The organism is Brachybacterium avium (assembly GCF_002216795.1).
Classification (GTDB): domain Bacteria; phylum Actinomycetota; class Actinomycetes; order Actinomycetales; family Dermabacteraceae; genus Brachybacterium; species Brachybacterium avium.
Map to the genome: position 1 here is coordinate 2,413,905 of NZ_CP022316.1, position 15,450 is coordinate 2,429,354.

Consider the following 15,450-nt stretch of genomic DNA (forward strand, 5'->3'; position numbering starts at 1 on the left):
CGGCAGGGAGGCATCGTCATGACCGCTCGATCCGAGAACCCGCACCACGAGCCGTTCCGCGGCCCCGGTGGGTCGCCGGTCCCCGCGCTCGAGGAGGACGAGTCGGCCGCGCCTCGCCCGGAGGAGGAGATCGCGGATCAGCTGCGGTCCGAGCCGGAGGCTGACGCCCGCGCCGAAGGCGACGCCTGACGGGCACCCCGAGCGCCGGTCACCGCACCGGCACCTCGACTCCATGCATCGCACCGCGCCGGCGGAGCAGGATCCCTCGCGCGGCGCGGGACCCGCTCGCCGCGCTGCAGGGCGGGATGGGGTCGTTCGCAGGCCTTCGACCGAGGCGGGACCTTCCAGCTCTTCGTGACGATGCTCCGGCCGTACATGAAGGACGTCTGACCAGGCCACTGGCCGAGGGAGACCTGCCCAGCCAGGATCCCGCGAACACCTGAGGAAAGTGCATCATGACCGCTCGACCCAACATCATCATCGTCCTGGCCGACGATCTCGGCTTCTCCGACATCGCTCCGTTCGGCGGCGAGATCGACACCCCGAACCTCACCCGGCTCTCCGACCGGGGCATCCGCATGAGCTCCTACTATGTGACGCCGCGATGCAGCCCCTCCCGCGCCGCCCTGATGACCGGCCAGAACCCGCACAGCGTCGGGATCGGGGTGCTCACCACGGACAACCGGCCGAACGGCTATCCCGGTTCCCTCTCCACCGAGGTGCCGACGATCGCCGAGCGCCTCACGGAGCAGGGGTACTCCTGCGGGCTCTTCGGCAAGTGGCATCTCAGCAGCGATATCGAGAACCCCGGCGAGACCGGGCCTACCCGGCGCGGTTTCGAGGAGTTCCACGGCATCCTCCAGGGCTCCTCGGGATACTTCCGTCCCCGGCTCATGGACGGCGAGGAGCGGGTGGCCGAGCAGGAGCTGGAGGAGGACTTCCACCTCACCGACCACGTCACCCAGCGGGCGGTCGACTTCATCCGCCGCCAGGGCCAGGCCGGGGCACCCTTCCTCGCGATGCTCACTTATACGGCCCCGCACTGGCCGCTCCACGCCCGCGAGGAGGAGATCGCGAAATATCGCGAACGCTACGCAGGCGGCTGGGACGGAATGCGTCAGCAGCGGCTCGAGGGGCTGCACCGGGAGGGTCTGTACAGCGAGATCCACGGCGTCGCCGCCGGCCAGGACCTCCCGGCGTGGGGAGAGAACGCGCAGTGGGAGATCGAGCGGATGTCGGTCTACGCCGCTCAGGTCGAGGCGATGGACCGCGGGATCGGCGCGGTGCTGGACTCGCTCGAGGAGGCCGGGGTCGACGACGACACCCTGGTGCTGTTCTTCTCGGACAACGGCGGCTGCGCGGAGGAACTGCCGACGGACAACCCGCACTTCCCGCGGAAGACGGAGCCCCGCACCACCCGCACCGGGGACCCGGTGCGGTTCGGGAACGATCCAGCGATCATGCCCGGCCCGGCAGACACCTTCCAGAGCTACGGCGTCAACTGGGCCACCGTCTCGAACACCCCGTTTAGGAAGTGGAAGAGCTGGGTCCATGAAGGCGGTATCTCGACCCCGTTCCTGGCCTCCTGGCCCGCCGGGGGGATCCCCTCAGGCGGCGCCGTGAGCCCGGATCTGGGCCACGTCACGGACATCCTGCCCACGGTCCTCGACATCGTCGGCGCCGACCGTACCGGAGTGGGGAAGAGCCTCCTGAGCTCCTGGCAGCACCCCGACGAGGTAGGACCCGAGCGGACGCTCTGCTGGGAGCACATCGGGAACGCCGCCGTCCGTCGCGGCAGCTGGAAGCTGGTGCGTGAATGGGGCAGCCCCTGGGAGCTCTACGACCTCGCCACCGACCGTATCGAGGCCCACGACCTCTCCCAGCAGCACCCGGAGCTGGTCGCCGAGCTCGAGCAGATCTATGCCCGGTGGTGCGAGGAGCAGGGCGTCATCGACTGGCAGGACGTCCTGGACGACCACGCCGAGAGGGGACTGGCGCCCGGTCAGGCGACGTCGTGAGCTGAGGGTGGGTAGAGGGGCACTTGATGCAGCACTCCTCGGAGATGTGCGCGAGGGCAGAAGAGCCCGTCATGGCCCCGTTGAACCCCGGTTTCCGCCGGTCTCGCCGCGCGGAGCCCCCAGCTGATCGCTGATCTCCTGGGCTTCGGTGCGGAGTAGGTCAGCGAGATCGAGCTCAGCGCGATGCTCCACCCGGGCCGAGGGGCCGGCCACCGTCAGCGCGGCGTGCACCGAGCCCGTGTGGTCCCGGATCGGGACGGAGACGCTGGACAGGCCTAGCTCCTGCTCCTGGGAGCACAGTGCATAGCCCTGCTGGCGCACTCGTTCGAGCTCGTCGAGGAGGGCTGCTGGGTCGACGATCGTCTGCGGGGTGCTCCGTTGCAGCGGCTCTTCGAGCAGCCGGTCGAGGAACGCTGGATCCTGCCCCGCCAGCAATACTTTGCCGGAGGCGTTGGAGTGCAGCGGAGATCTCCGCCCCACATTGGCCACCATCGAGAAGGCCTCGTCGGACTGCCCACGATCCACATAGAGCACGGAGCCGTCGTCGATGATCGCCAGCAGTACTGCCTCGCCGGTCCTTGCGGCCAAGCGGTCCAGATGCAGCCGGGCCACCCGGGTCACGTCCACACCGCGCAGCACTGCGGTGCCCAGCTCGTACATTCCCCAGTCCAGCGAGTACCGGGCATCTGGACTCTTCCGCACCAGTCCCTCGATCTCGAGAGTCTTCAGGAGGTTGTAGACGGCCGGTTTGCTCAGCTGCACCGACCGCGCGAGATCGCTGAGCGAGCTCGGCTCGGTGGAGTGACTGATCTCCTTCAGTACGGTGACTGCGCGCGTCACCGATTGCACGGTGCGTGGAGCAGGCGTCTCGCCGTCCGTCGTGGTCATCCGATCCCCTTGTCTTCGTCGATCGCACCTCGGATCAGTGCCGATGGTACGCAGGGCGCCATGGCGCACCATTGGTGAACGGTGGACACCGGCCACTACGTTAACTCATTGCTAACGCTATTTGCGTAGAGTCATTGCATTGCTCGACGAAGTCGCCTAATCTCCAAGCAACGGACCCGCATAAAAGACCGCAGCCACAGCGGCGAGCGGCCGGAGCTCCGAAGATCCCCCATCGCAACGAGGCGAAAGCAAGGCAGTGAGCGCACATCCAGCAGCAGGACCCACGAACCTTCAGACTCCGGCCGCCCCCGCCGGTCTCGACGGTGAGGGTGACGAGATCTATCGCGAGGCGTTCGACGTCGCGCGGGTACAGGTGCGCCGCTTGCTTGTTGCGCATCCCGGAGCCTTCCCCACCTACACCGATGGCGGAGCCTGGCACCTGGGGGATGATCCGTGGGCGCCGACCTGGTCCGCAGGGTTTCTCACCGGGATGCTCTGGATGTTCTCCGATCGCGACCCCACCGGGTGGTGGCGCGAGCAGGCTGAGGCGTACAGCGAGCTGCTCGAGCATCGCAAGCACGACACCGGCACCCACGACATCGGCTTCCTCTTCACTCCCAGCTGGGGACGCTGGCACGCCCGCTCGCCCAGCAGGCGCACGCGAGAGGTCCTGATCGCCGCCGGCCGGACCATGGGTGGGCGCTTTAATCCCCACGGCCGCTATCTCAGCACCTGGGTCGACCCGGGGAGCACCTTCATCGACGTCATGATGAACATCGCGATCATCTATCAGGCGGCGGCGCTCAGCGGGGATACCTCGCTCGCGGAGATCGCGACCTCCCATGCCCGCACCTCGCGGCGCTTCCTGGTCCGCGGTGACGGGACCAGTGTGCACGAGGGCTGGTTCGACCCGGAGACGGGGATCTTCGAGCGCGCCGCCACCCATCAGGGCTGCCGTGCGGACTCCAGCTGGGTGCGTGGCCACGCCTGGGCGATCTACGGATTCACCGATGCCTTCACCTGGAGCGGGGAGACCGCCTTCCTTGACACGGCCCGCCTGCTCGCCGACACCTACATCGATCGTTCCGGCGACCTACTGGTCCCGCCGAACGACTGGGAGGATCCGCAACCGCCGCTTCCTTACGAATCTTCAGCCGGCGCCATCGCGGCTGCGGGACTGCTGCGGCTGGCCGACGTCGACCCCACGCACCTGAGCCGAGCGGACAGCGAGCGGTACCGCACCTTCGCCCGCCAGGTGGTCGCCGAGCTCAGCGGGCCCACCTTCCTCGCTCGACCCGGCTCCGACTGGGAGGGCGTGCTGAGGCACGGGACCTACCACTACAACAACGGCGTCGGTGTCGACGAGAGCGTGATGTGGGGAGAGCACTACTACGTCGAGGCGCTCCACCACATCCTCCAGTCCTCGACGTCCTGACCCATCGCCGCACAGCGCCCTTCGCCGGTGGCGGAGGGGTGCGAGAAAGAGAGCAGCACAATGCGATTCCTCAGCGCAGAGGAGGCCGTCGCCCTCATCCCGGATGCGGCCACCGTCCTGGTGGACGGCTCCGGCGGCGGCGTCAACGAGCCCGGGAAGGTTCTGGCCGCCCTCGAGGAGCGATTCCTCAACACCGCCTCGCCGCGGGGGCTGACCGTCGTCCACATCTCCGGGATGGGCTCCGGGAACGGCGACGGGATCGACCATCTTGCCCATGAGGGGTTGACCACGAGGGTGATCGGCGGTCACTGGGCCTGGTCCCGGAAGATGCAGGAGCTCGCCGTCGACGAGAGGATCAAGGCTTACTGCCTGCCCCAGGGGACGCTGTCCCATCTGCTGCGCGAGATCGCTGGCGCCCGGCCAGGGCCCCTGTCCGAGGTCGGCATCGGCACCTCGGTGGATCCGCGGCTCGATGGCGGACGCCTGAACGATTCCGCCGTCGAATCGATCAATGAGATCGTCGAGCTCGGCGGGCGCACGTGGATCCACACTCCGTCGTTCCCGATCGACGTCACGATCCTGCGGGGCACCACAGCCGACGAGCACGGGAATGTGTCCATGGAGGGTGAGGGCCTGCTCGCCGAGACCCTGGCTGCGGCCCAGGCGGCGAAGGCAGGTAACGGCCTGGTGATCGCTCAGGTCCGCAATCGGGTGCCCTACGGGGAGATCGAAGCCGACCGCGTCCGTGTCCCCGGGGTCCTCATCGATGCGATCGTGGTCGACCCCCTGCAGCGGCTCTCCCACGCTATCGAGCGAGACACACTGCTGGAGGGTCGCCGACGGAACACAGATCTCGAGATCCCTCCCATTCCGTTCACCGTCCGCAAGGTCATTGCGCGCCGAGCCGCCGAAGAGGTGCGAGCCCGGGAGACCGTCAACCTCGGTTTCGGGATGCCGGACGGCGTGGCCGCGGTCCTCGCGGAGGCGGGCCTCGCCGGAGACGTGACGTTCACCGTGGAGCAGGGCCACGTCGGCGGCATCCCCGCGGGCGGCGGGGACTTCGGTATGGCCCGCAACGCCCAGTCCTCGATCGATGCCGGTGCGCAGTTCGACTGGTACGACGGCGGCGGGCTTGACCTCGCGGTGCTCAGCTTCGCCCAGGTCGACACCGCAGGGAATGTCAACGTGAGCCGCTTCGGCCGTCGCCTGGCAGGGATCGGCGGCTTCGTGAACATCTCCCAGGGAGCGAAGCGGGTCATCTTTGTGGGGACCTTCGAGGCCGGCGCTGCGCCCACGCTCGATGGTCGCGGCGGGATTGCACTCGCCGGAACCGGAACCCGCAAGTTCGTGGACCGGGTCGAGCAGATCAGCTTCTCCGGCGCTGTGGCCGCAGAGCAGGGCAAGCAGATCCTCTATATCACCGAACGAGCCGTCTTTGCGCTGACCTCCACCGGCCTGATGCTCACCGAAGTCGCACCGGGCCTGGACCCCGAGCGTGACGTGCTCGCCCACATGGGCTTCCGCCCCGCCATCTCGCCGAACCTGCGCGAGATGAGCCCGGCGCTGTTCGGCGACGGCCCGTTCCCGCTCCAGCTGGCCACCGTCACCCACCAGGAAGAGGCTTCTCGATGACTCTCTCGATCTCCACAGCCGAAGACGGGATCCTGCTCGCCACGATCGACCGGGCCGCCAAGGGCAACGCCCTGGACACCCCAACCATCGACGCGCTCGGTGCGCTCGCCGGTGAGCTGCACGCCGATCCAGCACAGGCTCGCGCGCTGCTCATCACCGGCGCCGGAGACCGTGCCTTCTCCGCCGGAGCGGACATCTCCACCCTGCGGGGCCTCTCCGCCGACGATGCCCGCCGGCAGATGCTCCACGGACAGGACGTCTTCGAACGGATCGAGGCCCTGCCCATGGTCACGGTCGCAGTGCTCAACGGCGTCGCTCTCGGCGGGGGCCTCGAGCTCGCCATGGCCTGCGACCTGCGCACCGCTGCGCTCTCCGCCCGTCTCGGCCAGCCGGAGATCACCCTCGCCAACATCCCCGGCTGGGGAGGCACGCAGCGCCTGCCCCGCCTTGTCGGAAAGGGCCGGGCACTGGAGATGATCCTGTCCGGAGACCCGATCAGTGCCGAGACTGCGTTCGGCTGGGGGCTGGTCAACGCCGTCGGCGAGGACGCACTCGCCGAGGCGCTCGCTCTGACCTCGCGCATCATCCGCCATGTTCCGGGAGCGGTCGCTGCAGCGAAGGACGCCGTCGCTGTGGGGGAGGCGGCCGGTATTCAGCATGGAATGCGGCATGAGGCCGAGCTCGTCGGACAGCGCTGCAACACCCCCGAGCAGCGCGAGGCCGTCGAAGCATTTCTGCACCGCCGGAAGCCCCACCCGGAGGACCAGCGTTAACTCCTCGCTCACGCCTATTGACCGATGGTGATCGACGTGCTCCACTTAACTCAACGTTTTGCGATGCAAATCGACTAGACCGCATCGTGGACCACCCGCCCTGACGTTCTCCCGATGCGCTCCACTTGGACGTCATCGACGAACGACGCCCTTCCCGCATCACCCCACGAATGAGGAGAATGACAATGAAGTCACGATTCACGCGACGCTCGCTTCTCGGCGGAGCAGCTGTCGGCGCCGCTGCCCTCTCCCTGCCTGCCTGCTCCCGTTTCAGCGGCGGTGACGGCGACACGACGCTGCTGATGTCCACCTCCCAGAGCGAGAATGCTCCGATCGTGCAGGGGCTGCAGGCCTGGGCCGATGCTGTTGCCGAGGAATCCGACGGCGCCCTGACCGTCGAGATCCATCCCTCTGGTTCGCTGGGCAGCGACGAAGATGTCATCGAACAGGCGCTGCAGGGGGCGAACATTGCGCTCCTGACCGACGGCGGCCGGATGAGCAACTACGTCGCCGACATCGGCATCATCGGGATGGCCTACATCACCGACAGCTACGACGACGTCGTCGCCATCACCGAATCCGACACCTTCAAGGGCTGGGACGAGGAGCTCTTGGGACAGAACATCAAGATGCTGGCCTACAACTGGTATGACGGGCCTCGCAACTTCTACACCAACACGCTCATCGAGGCGCCGGAGGACCTCGGCGGTCTCCGAATCCGCACCCCCGGAGCGCCCGCCTGGGCGGAGTCCGTCCGCTCCCTGGGCGCCGAGCCGATCGCGATGTCATGGGGCGAGACCTACAACGCCATGCAGAGCGGCGCGATCGACGGGGTCGAGGCACAATCCACCTCCGCCTACCCCAGCTCGACCTTCGAGGTCGCCGCCAACATGGCGCGAACCGAACACTTCCACCTCGCCCAGTTCATCATGGCCGGAAACGGGTGGTTCGAATCCATCCCGGAGGACCTGCGCACGGTGCTCGTCGATACCTGCAAGGCCCAGGGCACGGAGAACGCGCAGCTGGTGATCGACAAGGGCGGCGAGTTCGAGGATCTGATGGCCGAGGAGGGCCTGGAGATCAACGAGCCTGACAAGGCCCCGTTCATCGAGGCGTCGCAGGCGGCCTACGACAAGCTCGGCTTCACGGAGCTGCGAGACCAGTTGTGGTCAGAGATCGGTAAGTGAACCACGCACGTTCGGAGTCGGAGGCGAGATGCAAGCCCTGAAGAATGCCTACGCCCTCTTCTGCAGGATCGAGCAGGCGCTCGTGGCACTGCTCATCGTGGCGATCACCCTGCTGATCTTCGGATCTGCAGTGGCGCGCACACTGGGGCATCCGGTCAACATCACGACCGATCTGGCTCTGCTGATGTTCGCCTGGGTCGTCTTCATCGGAGCGGACGTCTCGCTCCAACAGGCGGACTTCCTGAGGGTTGAAATCCTCCTGAAGACCTTCCCGCTGAAGCTGCAGAAGATCCTCTACTACATCTTCTCGGTGGCGGCCATCGTGGTGCTCGCGCTCATCGTGAACCTCGGCGTGCCGCTGGCGCTGGACAACTCGGCACGGCTCTTCCAGACGCTCGGGATCAGCTATGCCTGGGCGACCATGAGCGCGCCCGTCGGCTGCGCGCTGATGATCGTGACGATCGTCCTGAAGATGGTCAAGCACTGGCGCGACGAAGAAATCGTCCTCGTCCAGAGTGAGGCGATCTGATGCTGACAGCCGCCATTGTCTTCGTGATCCTGCTCGCCTTCGGTATGCCGGTGGCGTTCACCATCGCGATCGCGGGCCTGGCGTTCTTCTTGATGAACCCCGGCCTTCCCATGTCGATCATGGCCCAGAACGTCGTCAGCCCCAGCCAGAGCTACACCATGCTGGCCATCCCGCTGTTCATCTTCGCGGGCAACCTGATGAACGCCACGGGGATCACCTCTCGGCTGATCACCCTGTCCAATGTGCTGACCGGCCACATGTACGGCAGTCTCGGGCAAGTCTCCGCCGTGCTCTCCACAATGATGGGAGGCATCTCCGGGTCGGCCAACGCCGATGCGGCGATGCAGTCCCGTATCCTCGGCCCCGCGATGGTGGAGCGGGGCTACTCCCGCGGCTACTCGGCCGCTGTCAACGGGGTGACAGGCCTGATCACGGCCACGATCCCGCCGAGCATGGGCCTGATCATCTTCGGGTCCGTGGGCGAGGTCTCCATCGGCCGGCTGTTCGCCGCAGGCGTGATCCCCGGGGTCCTGATGATGGTCGTGCTGATGACGGTCATCCGGTTCACTTCGAAGCATCGTGGCTACGCGCCGGTGAGGCCGAAGCCGGCCTCGCTGAAAGAGGTCGGCAAGGCGACGGTCCCGGCGTTCTGGGCTCTGATCTTCCCGGTGATCCTCATCTTGGGCATCCGGTTCGGCATCTTCACGCCCTCGGAGTCCGGTGCCTTCGCCTGCCTCTACGCGATCTTCGTCGGCGCGGTCATCTACCGCGAGCTGACCTGGAAGACGTTCATGGAGACTCTGAAGAACACGACCAAGGACATCGGCATCATCATGTTCCTGGTCGCGGTGTCCGGGATGATCGCCTACGGCGTGACCTACGACGGGGTGCCCCAGAGCATCGCCGGGTCGCTGACGTCGTTGACCTCGAACCCGTACTTCACGATGGTGCTGGTGATCCTACTGCTGATCGTGGGCGGGATGCTGATCGAGACCACCGTGCTCGCGCTGCTGCTGCCGCCAATCCTTCTGCCGGTGGTGACCGCTGTAGGGATCGACCCCGTCCAATTCGGCATCATCATGATGACGATCGTGACCATGGGCATCATGACCCCACCGGTCGGCATCGCGCTGTACACGACGTCGTCGATTCTCGGGACGAGTCCGGAGAGTGTCGCCAAGGAAGCCATGCCGCTGCTCGGTGCCGTGGTGCTGCTGGTGGTCGCCTTGGTGGTCTTCCCGCAGATCTCGCTGTTCTTGCCGAACCTCATCTTCGGCGCGTAGGGGCGGCCCGGCAGTGCATCTGCCGCCGTCGAGAGCAGTGCAGGGGGCCGGCGTCCGCGAGTTTCGCGGCACCGGCCCCTCGGCCATATCGCGACAGCCCGAGCTGGTGGTGCTCAACGAGGAGGTCCCCGCCCTGGATGTCACGGCGCAGGCGCAGATCCGGCGCCTGCATGCCGAGCTGGGACTGACCTACCTGTTGATCTCGCATGACCTCGCCGTGGTGCGGGAGGTCGCCGACACCGACCCTCAGCTGCGATCCAGCGCCTCCGGCAGCTCCTCGTGGCACGCCGCCGGCGCCTCGGCGTCCGGCGCCGCGGGCAGCACGCCCTTCCCGTCGGGGCGGGGGATCGCACCCAGCAGCGCCTGGGTGTACGGGTGCAGCGGATCGGCCCAGACCAGCGCCGTCGGTCCCGATTCGACGATCTTCCCCCGGTACATCACGGCCACCCGGTCGGCCATGATCCGCACCACCGACAGGTCATGGGAGATGAACAGCATCCCGGCCCCGGCGGCCAGGCACAGCCGGCGCATCATCGAGGCGACCTCGGCCTGGCTGGAGGCGTCCAGCGCCGAGATCGGCTCGTCGGCCACCAGCAGGTCGGGCTGAGCGGCCAGGGCGCGGGCGATCGCGATCCGCTGGCGCTGCCCGCCGGAGAACTGGTGCGGGTAGCGGGAGACCATCGCGGGATCCAGGCCCACGGCGCCGAGCCAGGTCCCGGGCGAATCGGAGCTGAGACCGCGGGCCCTGGCGGCGGCGACGCCGTCGGCGATCTGGTCGCCGATCCGCTTGCGCGGGTTCAGCGAGGAGTTCGGGTCCTGGAAGACCATCTGCATGGCGGTCAGGTCGGCGGCACGGCGCCGCAGCCCCAGCGGCGGCACGGGCCTGCCCCGGAACTGGACCTCCCCGGAGCGGGGCTTCTCCATGCCGATCACCGCGCGGGCGGTGGAGGACTTCCCACAGCCGCTCTCGCCGACCAGCGCCAGCACCTCCCCGGCCGTGATCGTCAGCGAGACGCCGTCCACGGCGCGGACGGTGCGATGGCCGCGGTACTCGATCGTGAGGTCCGTGGCGTCCAGTACAGTGCTCATTCGTCGTCCTCCACGAGTGACTGCTGCGCATCGGGCATCGAGTCCAGCAGGGTGCGGGTGTAGACGTGCTGGGGATCGGTGAAGACGTCGTGAGTGCTGCCGGACTCCACGATCTGCCCGTAGCGCATCACCGCCACCTCGTCCGCGACGGCGCTCATCACGCCGAGGTCATGGGTCACCAGCAGCACCGCCAGGTCGCGGTCGTCCACCAGCTCGCGCAGCAGATGGAGGATTCCCGCCTGTACGGTGACGTCCAGGGCGGTGGTCGGCTCGTCGGCCAGCAGCACCTCAGGGTCGCACGCCAGCGCCACCGCGATCGCGATGCGCTGGCGCTGCCCGCCGGAGAACTGGTGCGGGTACCGGCGCAGCGCTTCGGCGGGTTCGGGCACCCGCACCTGGGTCAGCAGGTCCACGGCCCGCTGCTGCGCATCCCGCCGGTTCAGCCGCAGATGGGCACGCACATGGTCGGTGAGCTGCGCCCCGATGGTCAGCTGCGGGTGCAGGCTCGCGGAGGGGTCCTGGAACACCATGGCGACGCGACGGCCACGGATGGTGTTCAACCGGCGCGGACGCAGCCCCACCAGCTCGGTCCCGGCCAGGCGGATCGAGCCGTCCACGCGTGCGGTCGCCGGCAGCAGCCCCAGCACGGCCATCGCGCTGACGGTCTTGCCGGAGCCGGATTCCCCGGCGAGGCCCTGGATCCGGCCGGCGGTGAGGTCCAGGGAGATGCCGCGCACGACCTCCACCGGGTCGTGCCGCCCGAAGGCGATGGTCAGATCGCGGATGCTGAGCACGCTCATCGGCCCTCCTCCGTCGCCGGGGTCTCGATCGGGGTCGCGGCGGGGTCCGCCTCGGCGGGATCGGTGGTGCCGGCCGCACCTTCGCGCTCCGCGGAGGAGAGGGGGTCCAGTGCGTCGCGCAGGGAGTCGCCGATGAAGTTGAACGCCATCACCACGGTGAGGATCGCCAGGCCCGGGAACACCCCGAGCCACCAGGCATCGATGTGGTCCATCGCCCCGGAGATCATCGACCCCCATTCGGCCGTGGGCGGCTGCGCCCCCAGGCCCAGGAACGACAGGCCCGTCAGCAGCAGGATCGCGGTGCCGATGTCGAGGGAGGCGAGCACCAGCACGGGACCGGCGATATTGGGCAGGATGTCGCTGCCCAGGGAGCGCCACGGCGAATAGCCCAGCAGGCGCCCGGCGATCACGAAGTTCTGGGTGCGCAGGCTCAGCACCAGCGAGCGCACCACACGGGCGTACTGCGGCCAGGAGACCACCACCCCCGCGATCACCGCGTTGAACAGCGACGGGCCCAGCGACGCGGCGATGATCATCGCCAGGATGACGGTGGGGAAAGCCATCATCAGATCGGTCAGGCGCATCAGCGCCTCGTCGACCCAGCCGCCCACGTACCCGGCGACGGAGCCGATCAGCGTGCCCAGCACGGTCGCGCACACCACCATGAGCAGGGCCAAGGGCATGGTGACCCGGGCACCGGTCAGCAGGCGCGAGAACACGTCGCGGCCCACCTGGTCGGTGCCCAGCAGCGAGACCTCCCCCGGTGGGGTGAGGCGGGTCAGCTCCTGGGCGAGCGGATCGTGCGGCACCACCCAGGGCGCGATGATCGCCACGACCACCCAGGCCAGGGCGATCACGGCACCGACCACGGCCAGGGGGGTGCGCCAGGCGGCGGGGATCGCGCGGAGCAGACGCCCCCGGCGCGGCCGGTTGCGTGCAGGGGTCGCGGCGCTCATGCCAGCCTCACTCTCGGATCGAGGACGCCGTACAGGAGGTCGACCGCGAAGTTGATCACCAGGTAGATGACGCCCACCACCAGGCCCACACCCATCACGCCGGGTAGGTCCAGGTTGATGGCGGAGTTGAAGGCATAGGTGCCCAGTCCCGGCCAGGCGTACACCGCCTCCACCAGCACGGTGCCGGACAGCAGCACGCCGAAGGCCACGCCCACCACGGTGAGGATCGGCAGCGAGGCACCGCGCAGCACGTAGGCGACGATCACGCGGCGCGCGGGCAGCCCCTTGGCCCGGGCGGCGCGGACGTAGTCGGTATCGAGCACCTCGAGCACCGCCGCCCGGATGAAGCGGGTGAGCAGGCCGATGGTGAACAGCGACAGCACCAGCACCGGCAGCGCGAGATGCGCGAGCGCATCGAAGAAGCCGACGGGGTCGCCGCCCAGGATGAAGTCGACCGTGTACAGCCCGGTGACCGTCGGCGGCGGCGTGAACGCCGGATCCAACCGCCCCGCTCCCGGTGCGACGCCCAGGCGCAGGAAGAAGGTGTGGTACGCCATGATGGCCAGCCAGAACGTCGGGACGCTCAGCCCCAGCAGCGAGACCACGCGCAGCACCTGATCGGTGGCCCGGCCGCGATGGTGGGCGGCGATGGTGCCCAGGGTGAGGCCGACGGCGAGGCTGACGATGATCGCCCCGAGTGCGATCTCGATCGTGGCGGGGACGGCGGTGGCCAGTTCGGTCGCCACCGGACGGCCGGTCTTGATCGAGGTGCCCAGATCTCCCTGGAGCAGGTTGGTCAAGTAGATCAGGTAGCGCTCGGGAATGGACTTGTCCAGGCCGTGCTGCTCGACGTAGGCCGCCACGGTGGCGGGGTTGCTCGCCGCTCCCTCGCCGAGCGCCGCAGCGATCGGATCGCCGGGCACCAGGGCGGTGAGCACGAAGGTCACCATGGTGACCCCGAGCATCAGCAGCACTGAGGTGCCGAGGCGACGCAGGACGTACCCCAGCAGCGGCCAGCGCTGCCAGAACCGAGGGGGTTGCAGGGGTGTGGCGGTGGATGTCATGGCAGGCAGGCTCAGCCGGCCGGCTGGATCAGCGGGATGTCGAGCGTCCAGTTGGTGTTGTTCTGGACATTGGTGACCGAGGTGTCGCTGGCCAGGTTCAGGCCCGGCACGATCAGGGGGACGAAGGGTCCTTCCTCCTGCATCGCGGTCGCGTATTCGCTCATCGCCTGCTCGCGCTCCTCGACCGAGGTCGCATCCTGGGCGGCGGTGACGAGCTCGGCGATCTCGGGGTCGTCCTCGGCTTCCCAGCCGGCACGCAGGCCCACCTTCTCCCCGGGCCCGAAGGGAAGGAAGGAGGAGGAGTCGGCGAAGTCGGGACCCCAGTACCACATGGAGAACGCCTCGGTGCCGTTCACGTAGGGCTCGATCTCGGTGGCGAACGGGGCGGGGGCGAGGTCGACGGCGAGCCCGATGCCCTTCAGCTGGGCCTGGACCCGCTCGGCGACCGGGGTGAACTCCACGCCGCCGACGGGGTTGTCGCTCGGGAACTGCAGGGAGATCGTCTCGCCGTCGTACCCGGAGTCCTCCAGCGCCTTCTTCGCCCGCTCGGGATCCGGGGTGACGCCGCTGTCCAGCGCGCCCAGGAACATCGGCGGGATCACGCCGGTGGCCTGCTCGGAGCCTTCACCGGCGAGCTGGAGGAGCTCCTCGTAGTTCAGTGCGTAGCGCACCGCCTCGGCGAACTTCGGGTTCGCCGTGACCTTGCCGACCTCCTCGTTCTGATTGACCAGCAGGAAGATCGTCTGCGCGGACGGCGACGAGGAGACGGTGAAGCCCTCGCCGAGCCCGGCGACCTGGTCGCCGTTGAGGTCGACGGCCAGGTTCGAGTCCCCGCCCTGGAGGTTGATCAGCTGGGTGGCGCTCTCGGTGACGTTGCGGATCACGATGCGGTCGAAGCTCGGGGCGTACTCGCCGTTGTACTCGGGATTGGGCACGAGCACCGCACGAGAGGTGATGTCCATCGAGTCCAGCATGTACGGGCCGGAGCCGGCGGAGGTCGAGCCCAGGAAATCCTCGGCGGCATCGTCCTCGCCGGTGGTGCCGCCATTCTCCTTGACCGCTGCCGAGTTGAGGATGGACAGCGCTGGGTTCGTCACGATCGCCGGCAGCTCCAGGGATGGCCCGTCGGTGGTGAGGGTGACGGTCGTGTCGTCCACCTTCTCCACGGAGATGCCGTTCATCAGGAAGTTCGCCTTGGACTCGGTGATGCCCTGGACCCGGGTCAGGGAGAAGACGACGTCGTCGGCCGTGACCGGGGCTCCATCGGAGAAGGTGCGCCCTTCCACCAGCGTGAAGGTGAAGGCGGTGGCGTCCTCGTTCTGCTCCACCGTGGCCAGGGAGGGGATCGGCTCGTCCTCGGCGGACCCCTCGAAGGTCAGCAGGGTGTCGTAGATGGCGTGCAGCATCATGTTGCCCGTGGGCACGTAGTTGCGGCCCGGGTCACCGGTCTCCAGCGAGAACGCGGTGTCGATCACCAGGGTCCCTCCGCCGGCCCCTTCGCCACCGCCGCCCGAGGTGTTGTTGGAGGAGTTGCCGCCGGAGCAGCCGGCGAGTGCGAGGCTCGCGCCGAGCCCGAGTGCGATGACGGTGCGACGAGAAGTGCGGAGCACAGAAGCCTCCAACGGTGAGTGACCCGTGCTGGACGGGTCGCGGGACAACGGGTGTGTCAGCAAACTATATGTCCACCGTCACACCCTCTCGTGGACTTCATTACTGGGCGAGACGACTCATGCGACAGACTGTCCAGAATGGAGAGCGAAACGACGAGGACCTCAGGACGTTCCGCCGCAGGAATC

14 protein-coding genes are annotated in these 15,450 nt (G+C 68.0%); 8 read left to right on the forward strand and 6 right to left on the reverse strand.

Annotation, left to right across the window (positions count from 1 at the left end; translation table 11 throughout):
- Positions 1-18 precede the first annotated feature (18 nt).
- Positions 19-189 carry a hypothetical protein gene (locus CFK39_RS16270; protein ID WP_157697145.1) on the forward strand — a complete coding sequence of 57 codons (171 nt, stop codon included), beginning with the start codon at positions 19-21 and terminating at the stop codon, positions 187-189.
- A gap of 266 nt (positions 190-455) precedes the next feature.
- Positions 456-2,018, forward strand: coding sequence for an arylsulfatase (locus tag CFK39_RS10805; protein WP_089065465.1), 1,563 nt, complete (start codon positions 456-458; stop codon positions 2,016-2,018).
- A 69-nt stretch (positions 2,019-2,087) separates the two neighbouring features.
- Here the strand turns inward: CFK39_RS10805 and CFK39_RS10810 are convergent, their stop codons facing one another.
- Positions 2,088-2,858 (reverse strand): IclR family transcriptional regulator, encoded by a 771-nt coding sequence (locus CFK39_RS10810; RefSeq protein ID WP_172805663.1) that lies wholly within the window; start codon positions 2,856-2,858, stop codon positions 2,088-2,090.
- A gap of 304 nt (positions 2,859-3,162) precedes the next feature.
- On the opposite strand from CFK39_RS10810, the gene CFK39_RS10815 reads away from it, so the two are divergent.
- The 6 genes from CFK39_RS10815 to CFK39_RS10840 all read left to right on the forward strand — a co-directional run bounded on the left by CFK39_RS10815 (position 3,163) and on the right by CFK39_RS10840 (position 9,745).
- Entirely contained in the window at positions 3,163-4,341 is a 1,179-nt protein-coding gene (locus tag CFK39_RS10815; protein ID WP_089065467.1) for a glycoside hydrolase family protein, read from the forward strand.
- Between the two features lie 60 nt (positions 4,342-4,401).
- Positions 4,402-5,973 carry an acyl CoA:acetate/3-ketoacid CoA transferase gene (locus CFK39_RS10820; RefSeq protein WP_089065468.1) on the forward strand — a complete coding sequence of 524 codons (1,572 nt, stop codon included), beginning with the start codon at positions 4,402-4,404 and terminating at the stop codon, positions 5,971-5,973.
- Positions 5,970-6,746: an enoyl-CoA hydratase/isomerase family protein gene (locus CFK39_RS10825; protein WP_089065469.1), complete on the forward strand. Its 777-nt coding sequence runs from the start codon at positions 5,970-5,972 to the stop codon at positions 6,744-6,746. Before CFK39_RS10820 ends, CFK39_RS10825 begins: the two co-directional genes overlap by 4 nt.
- A 185-nt stretch (positions 6,747-6,931) precedes the next feature.
- Positions 6,932-7,933: a C4-dicarboxylate TRAP transporter substrate-binding protein gene (locus CFK39_RS10830; RefSeq protein WP_089065470.1), complete on the forward strand. Its 1,002-nt coding sequence runs from the start codon at positions 6,932-6,934 to the stop codon at positions 7,931-7,933.
- Positions 7,934-7,961: 28 nt separating this feature from the next.
- Positions 7,962-8,462 carry a TRAP transporter small permease gene (locus tag CFK39_RS10835; protein ID WP_089065471.1) on the forward strand — a complete coding sequence of 167 codons (501 nt, stop codon included), beginning with the start codon at positions 7,962-7,964 and terminating at the stop codon, positions 8,460-8,462.
- Positions 8,462-9,745 (forward strand): TRAP transporter large permease, encoded by a 1,284-nt coding sequence (locus CFK39_RS10840; protein ID WP_089065472.1) that lies wholly within the window; start codon positions 8,462-8,464, stop codon positions 9,743-9,745. Before CFK39_RS10835 ends, CFK39_RS10840 begins: the two co-directional genes overlap by 1 nt.
- A 246-nt stretch (positions 9,746-9,991) precedes the next feature.
- Here CFK39_RS10840 and CFK39_RS17360 read toward each other — a convergent pair whose 3' ends face one another.
- Genes CFK39_RS17360 through CFK39_RS10865 form a run of 5 tightly spaced genes read right to left on the reverse strand, consistent with a single transcriptional unit; the run spans position 9,992 to position 15,264 of the window.
- Positions 9,992-10,834 (reverse strand): ATP-binding cassette domain-containing protein, encoded by an 843-nt coding sequence (locus tag CFK39_RS17360; protein ID WP_089065473.1) that lies wholly within the window; start codon positions 10,832-10,834, stop codon positions 9,992-9,994.
- A complete protein-coding gene (locus CFK39_RS10850) occupies positions 10,831-11,634 on the reverse strand; it encodes an ABC transporter ATP-binding protein (protein WP_089065474.1) in 804 nt (267 codons plus the stop codon). Before CFK39_RS10850 ends, CFK39_RS17360 begins: the two co-directional genes overlap by 4 nt.
- On the reverse strand, positions 11,631-12,590 hold the full coding sequence (locus CFK39_RS10855; RefSeq protein WP_089065475.1) for an ABC transporter permease: 960 nt from the start codon (positions 12,588-12,590) through the stop codon (positions 11,631-11,633). Before CFK39_RS10855 ends, CFK39_RS10850 begins: the two co-directional genes overlap by 4 nt.
- Positions 12,587-13,654 (reverse strand): ABC transporter permease, encoded by a 1,068-nt coding sequence (locus CFK39_RS10860; RefSeq protein WP_089065476.1) that lies wholly within the window; start codon positions 13,652-13,654, stop codon positions 12,587-12,589. The genes CFK39_RS10855 and CFK39_RS10860 overlap by 4 nt, the downstream gene beginning before the upstream one ends.
- A gap of 11 nt (positions 13,655-13,665) precedes the next feature.
- The gene (locus tag CFK39_RS10865) at positions 13,666-15,264 is read right to left on the reverse strand and encodes an ABC transporter substrate-binding protein (RefSeq protein WP_089065477.1); all 1,599 of its coding nucleotides are present in this window, start codon (positions 15,262-15,264) and stop codon (positions 13,666-13,668) included.
- Positions 15,265-15,450: the final 186 nt, after the last annotated feature.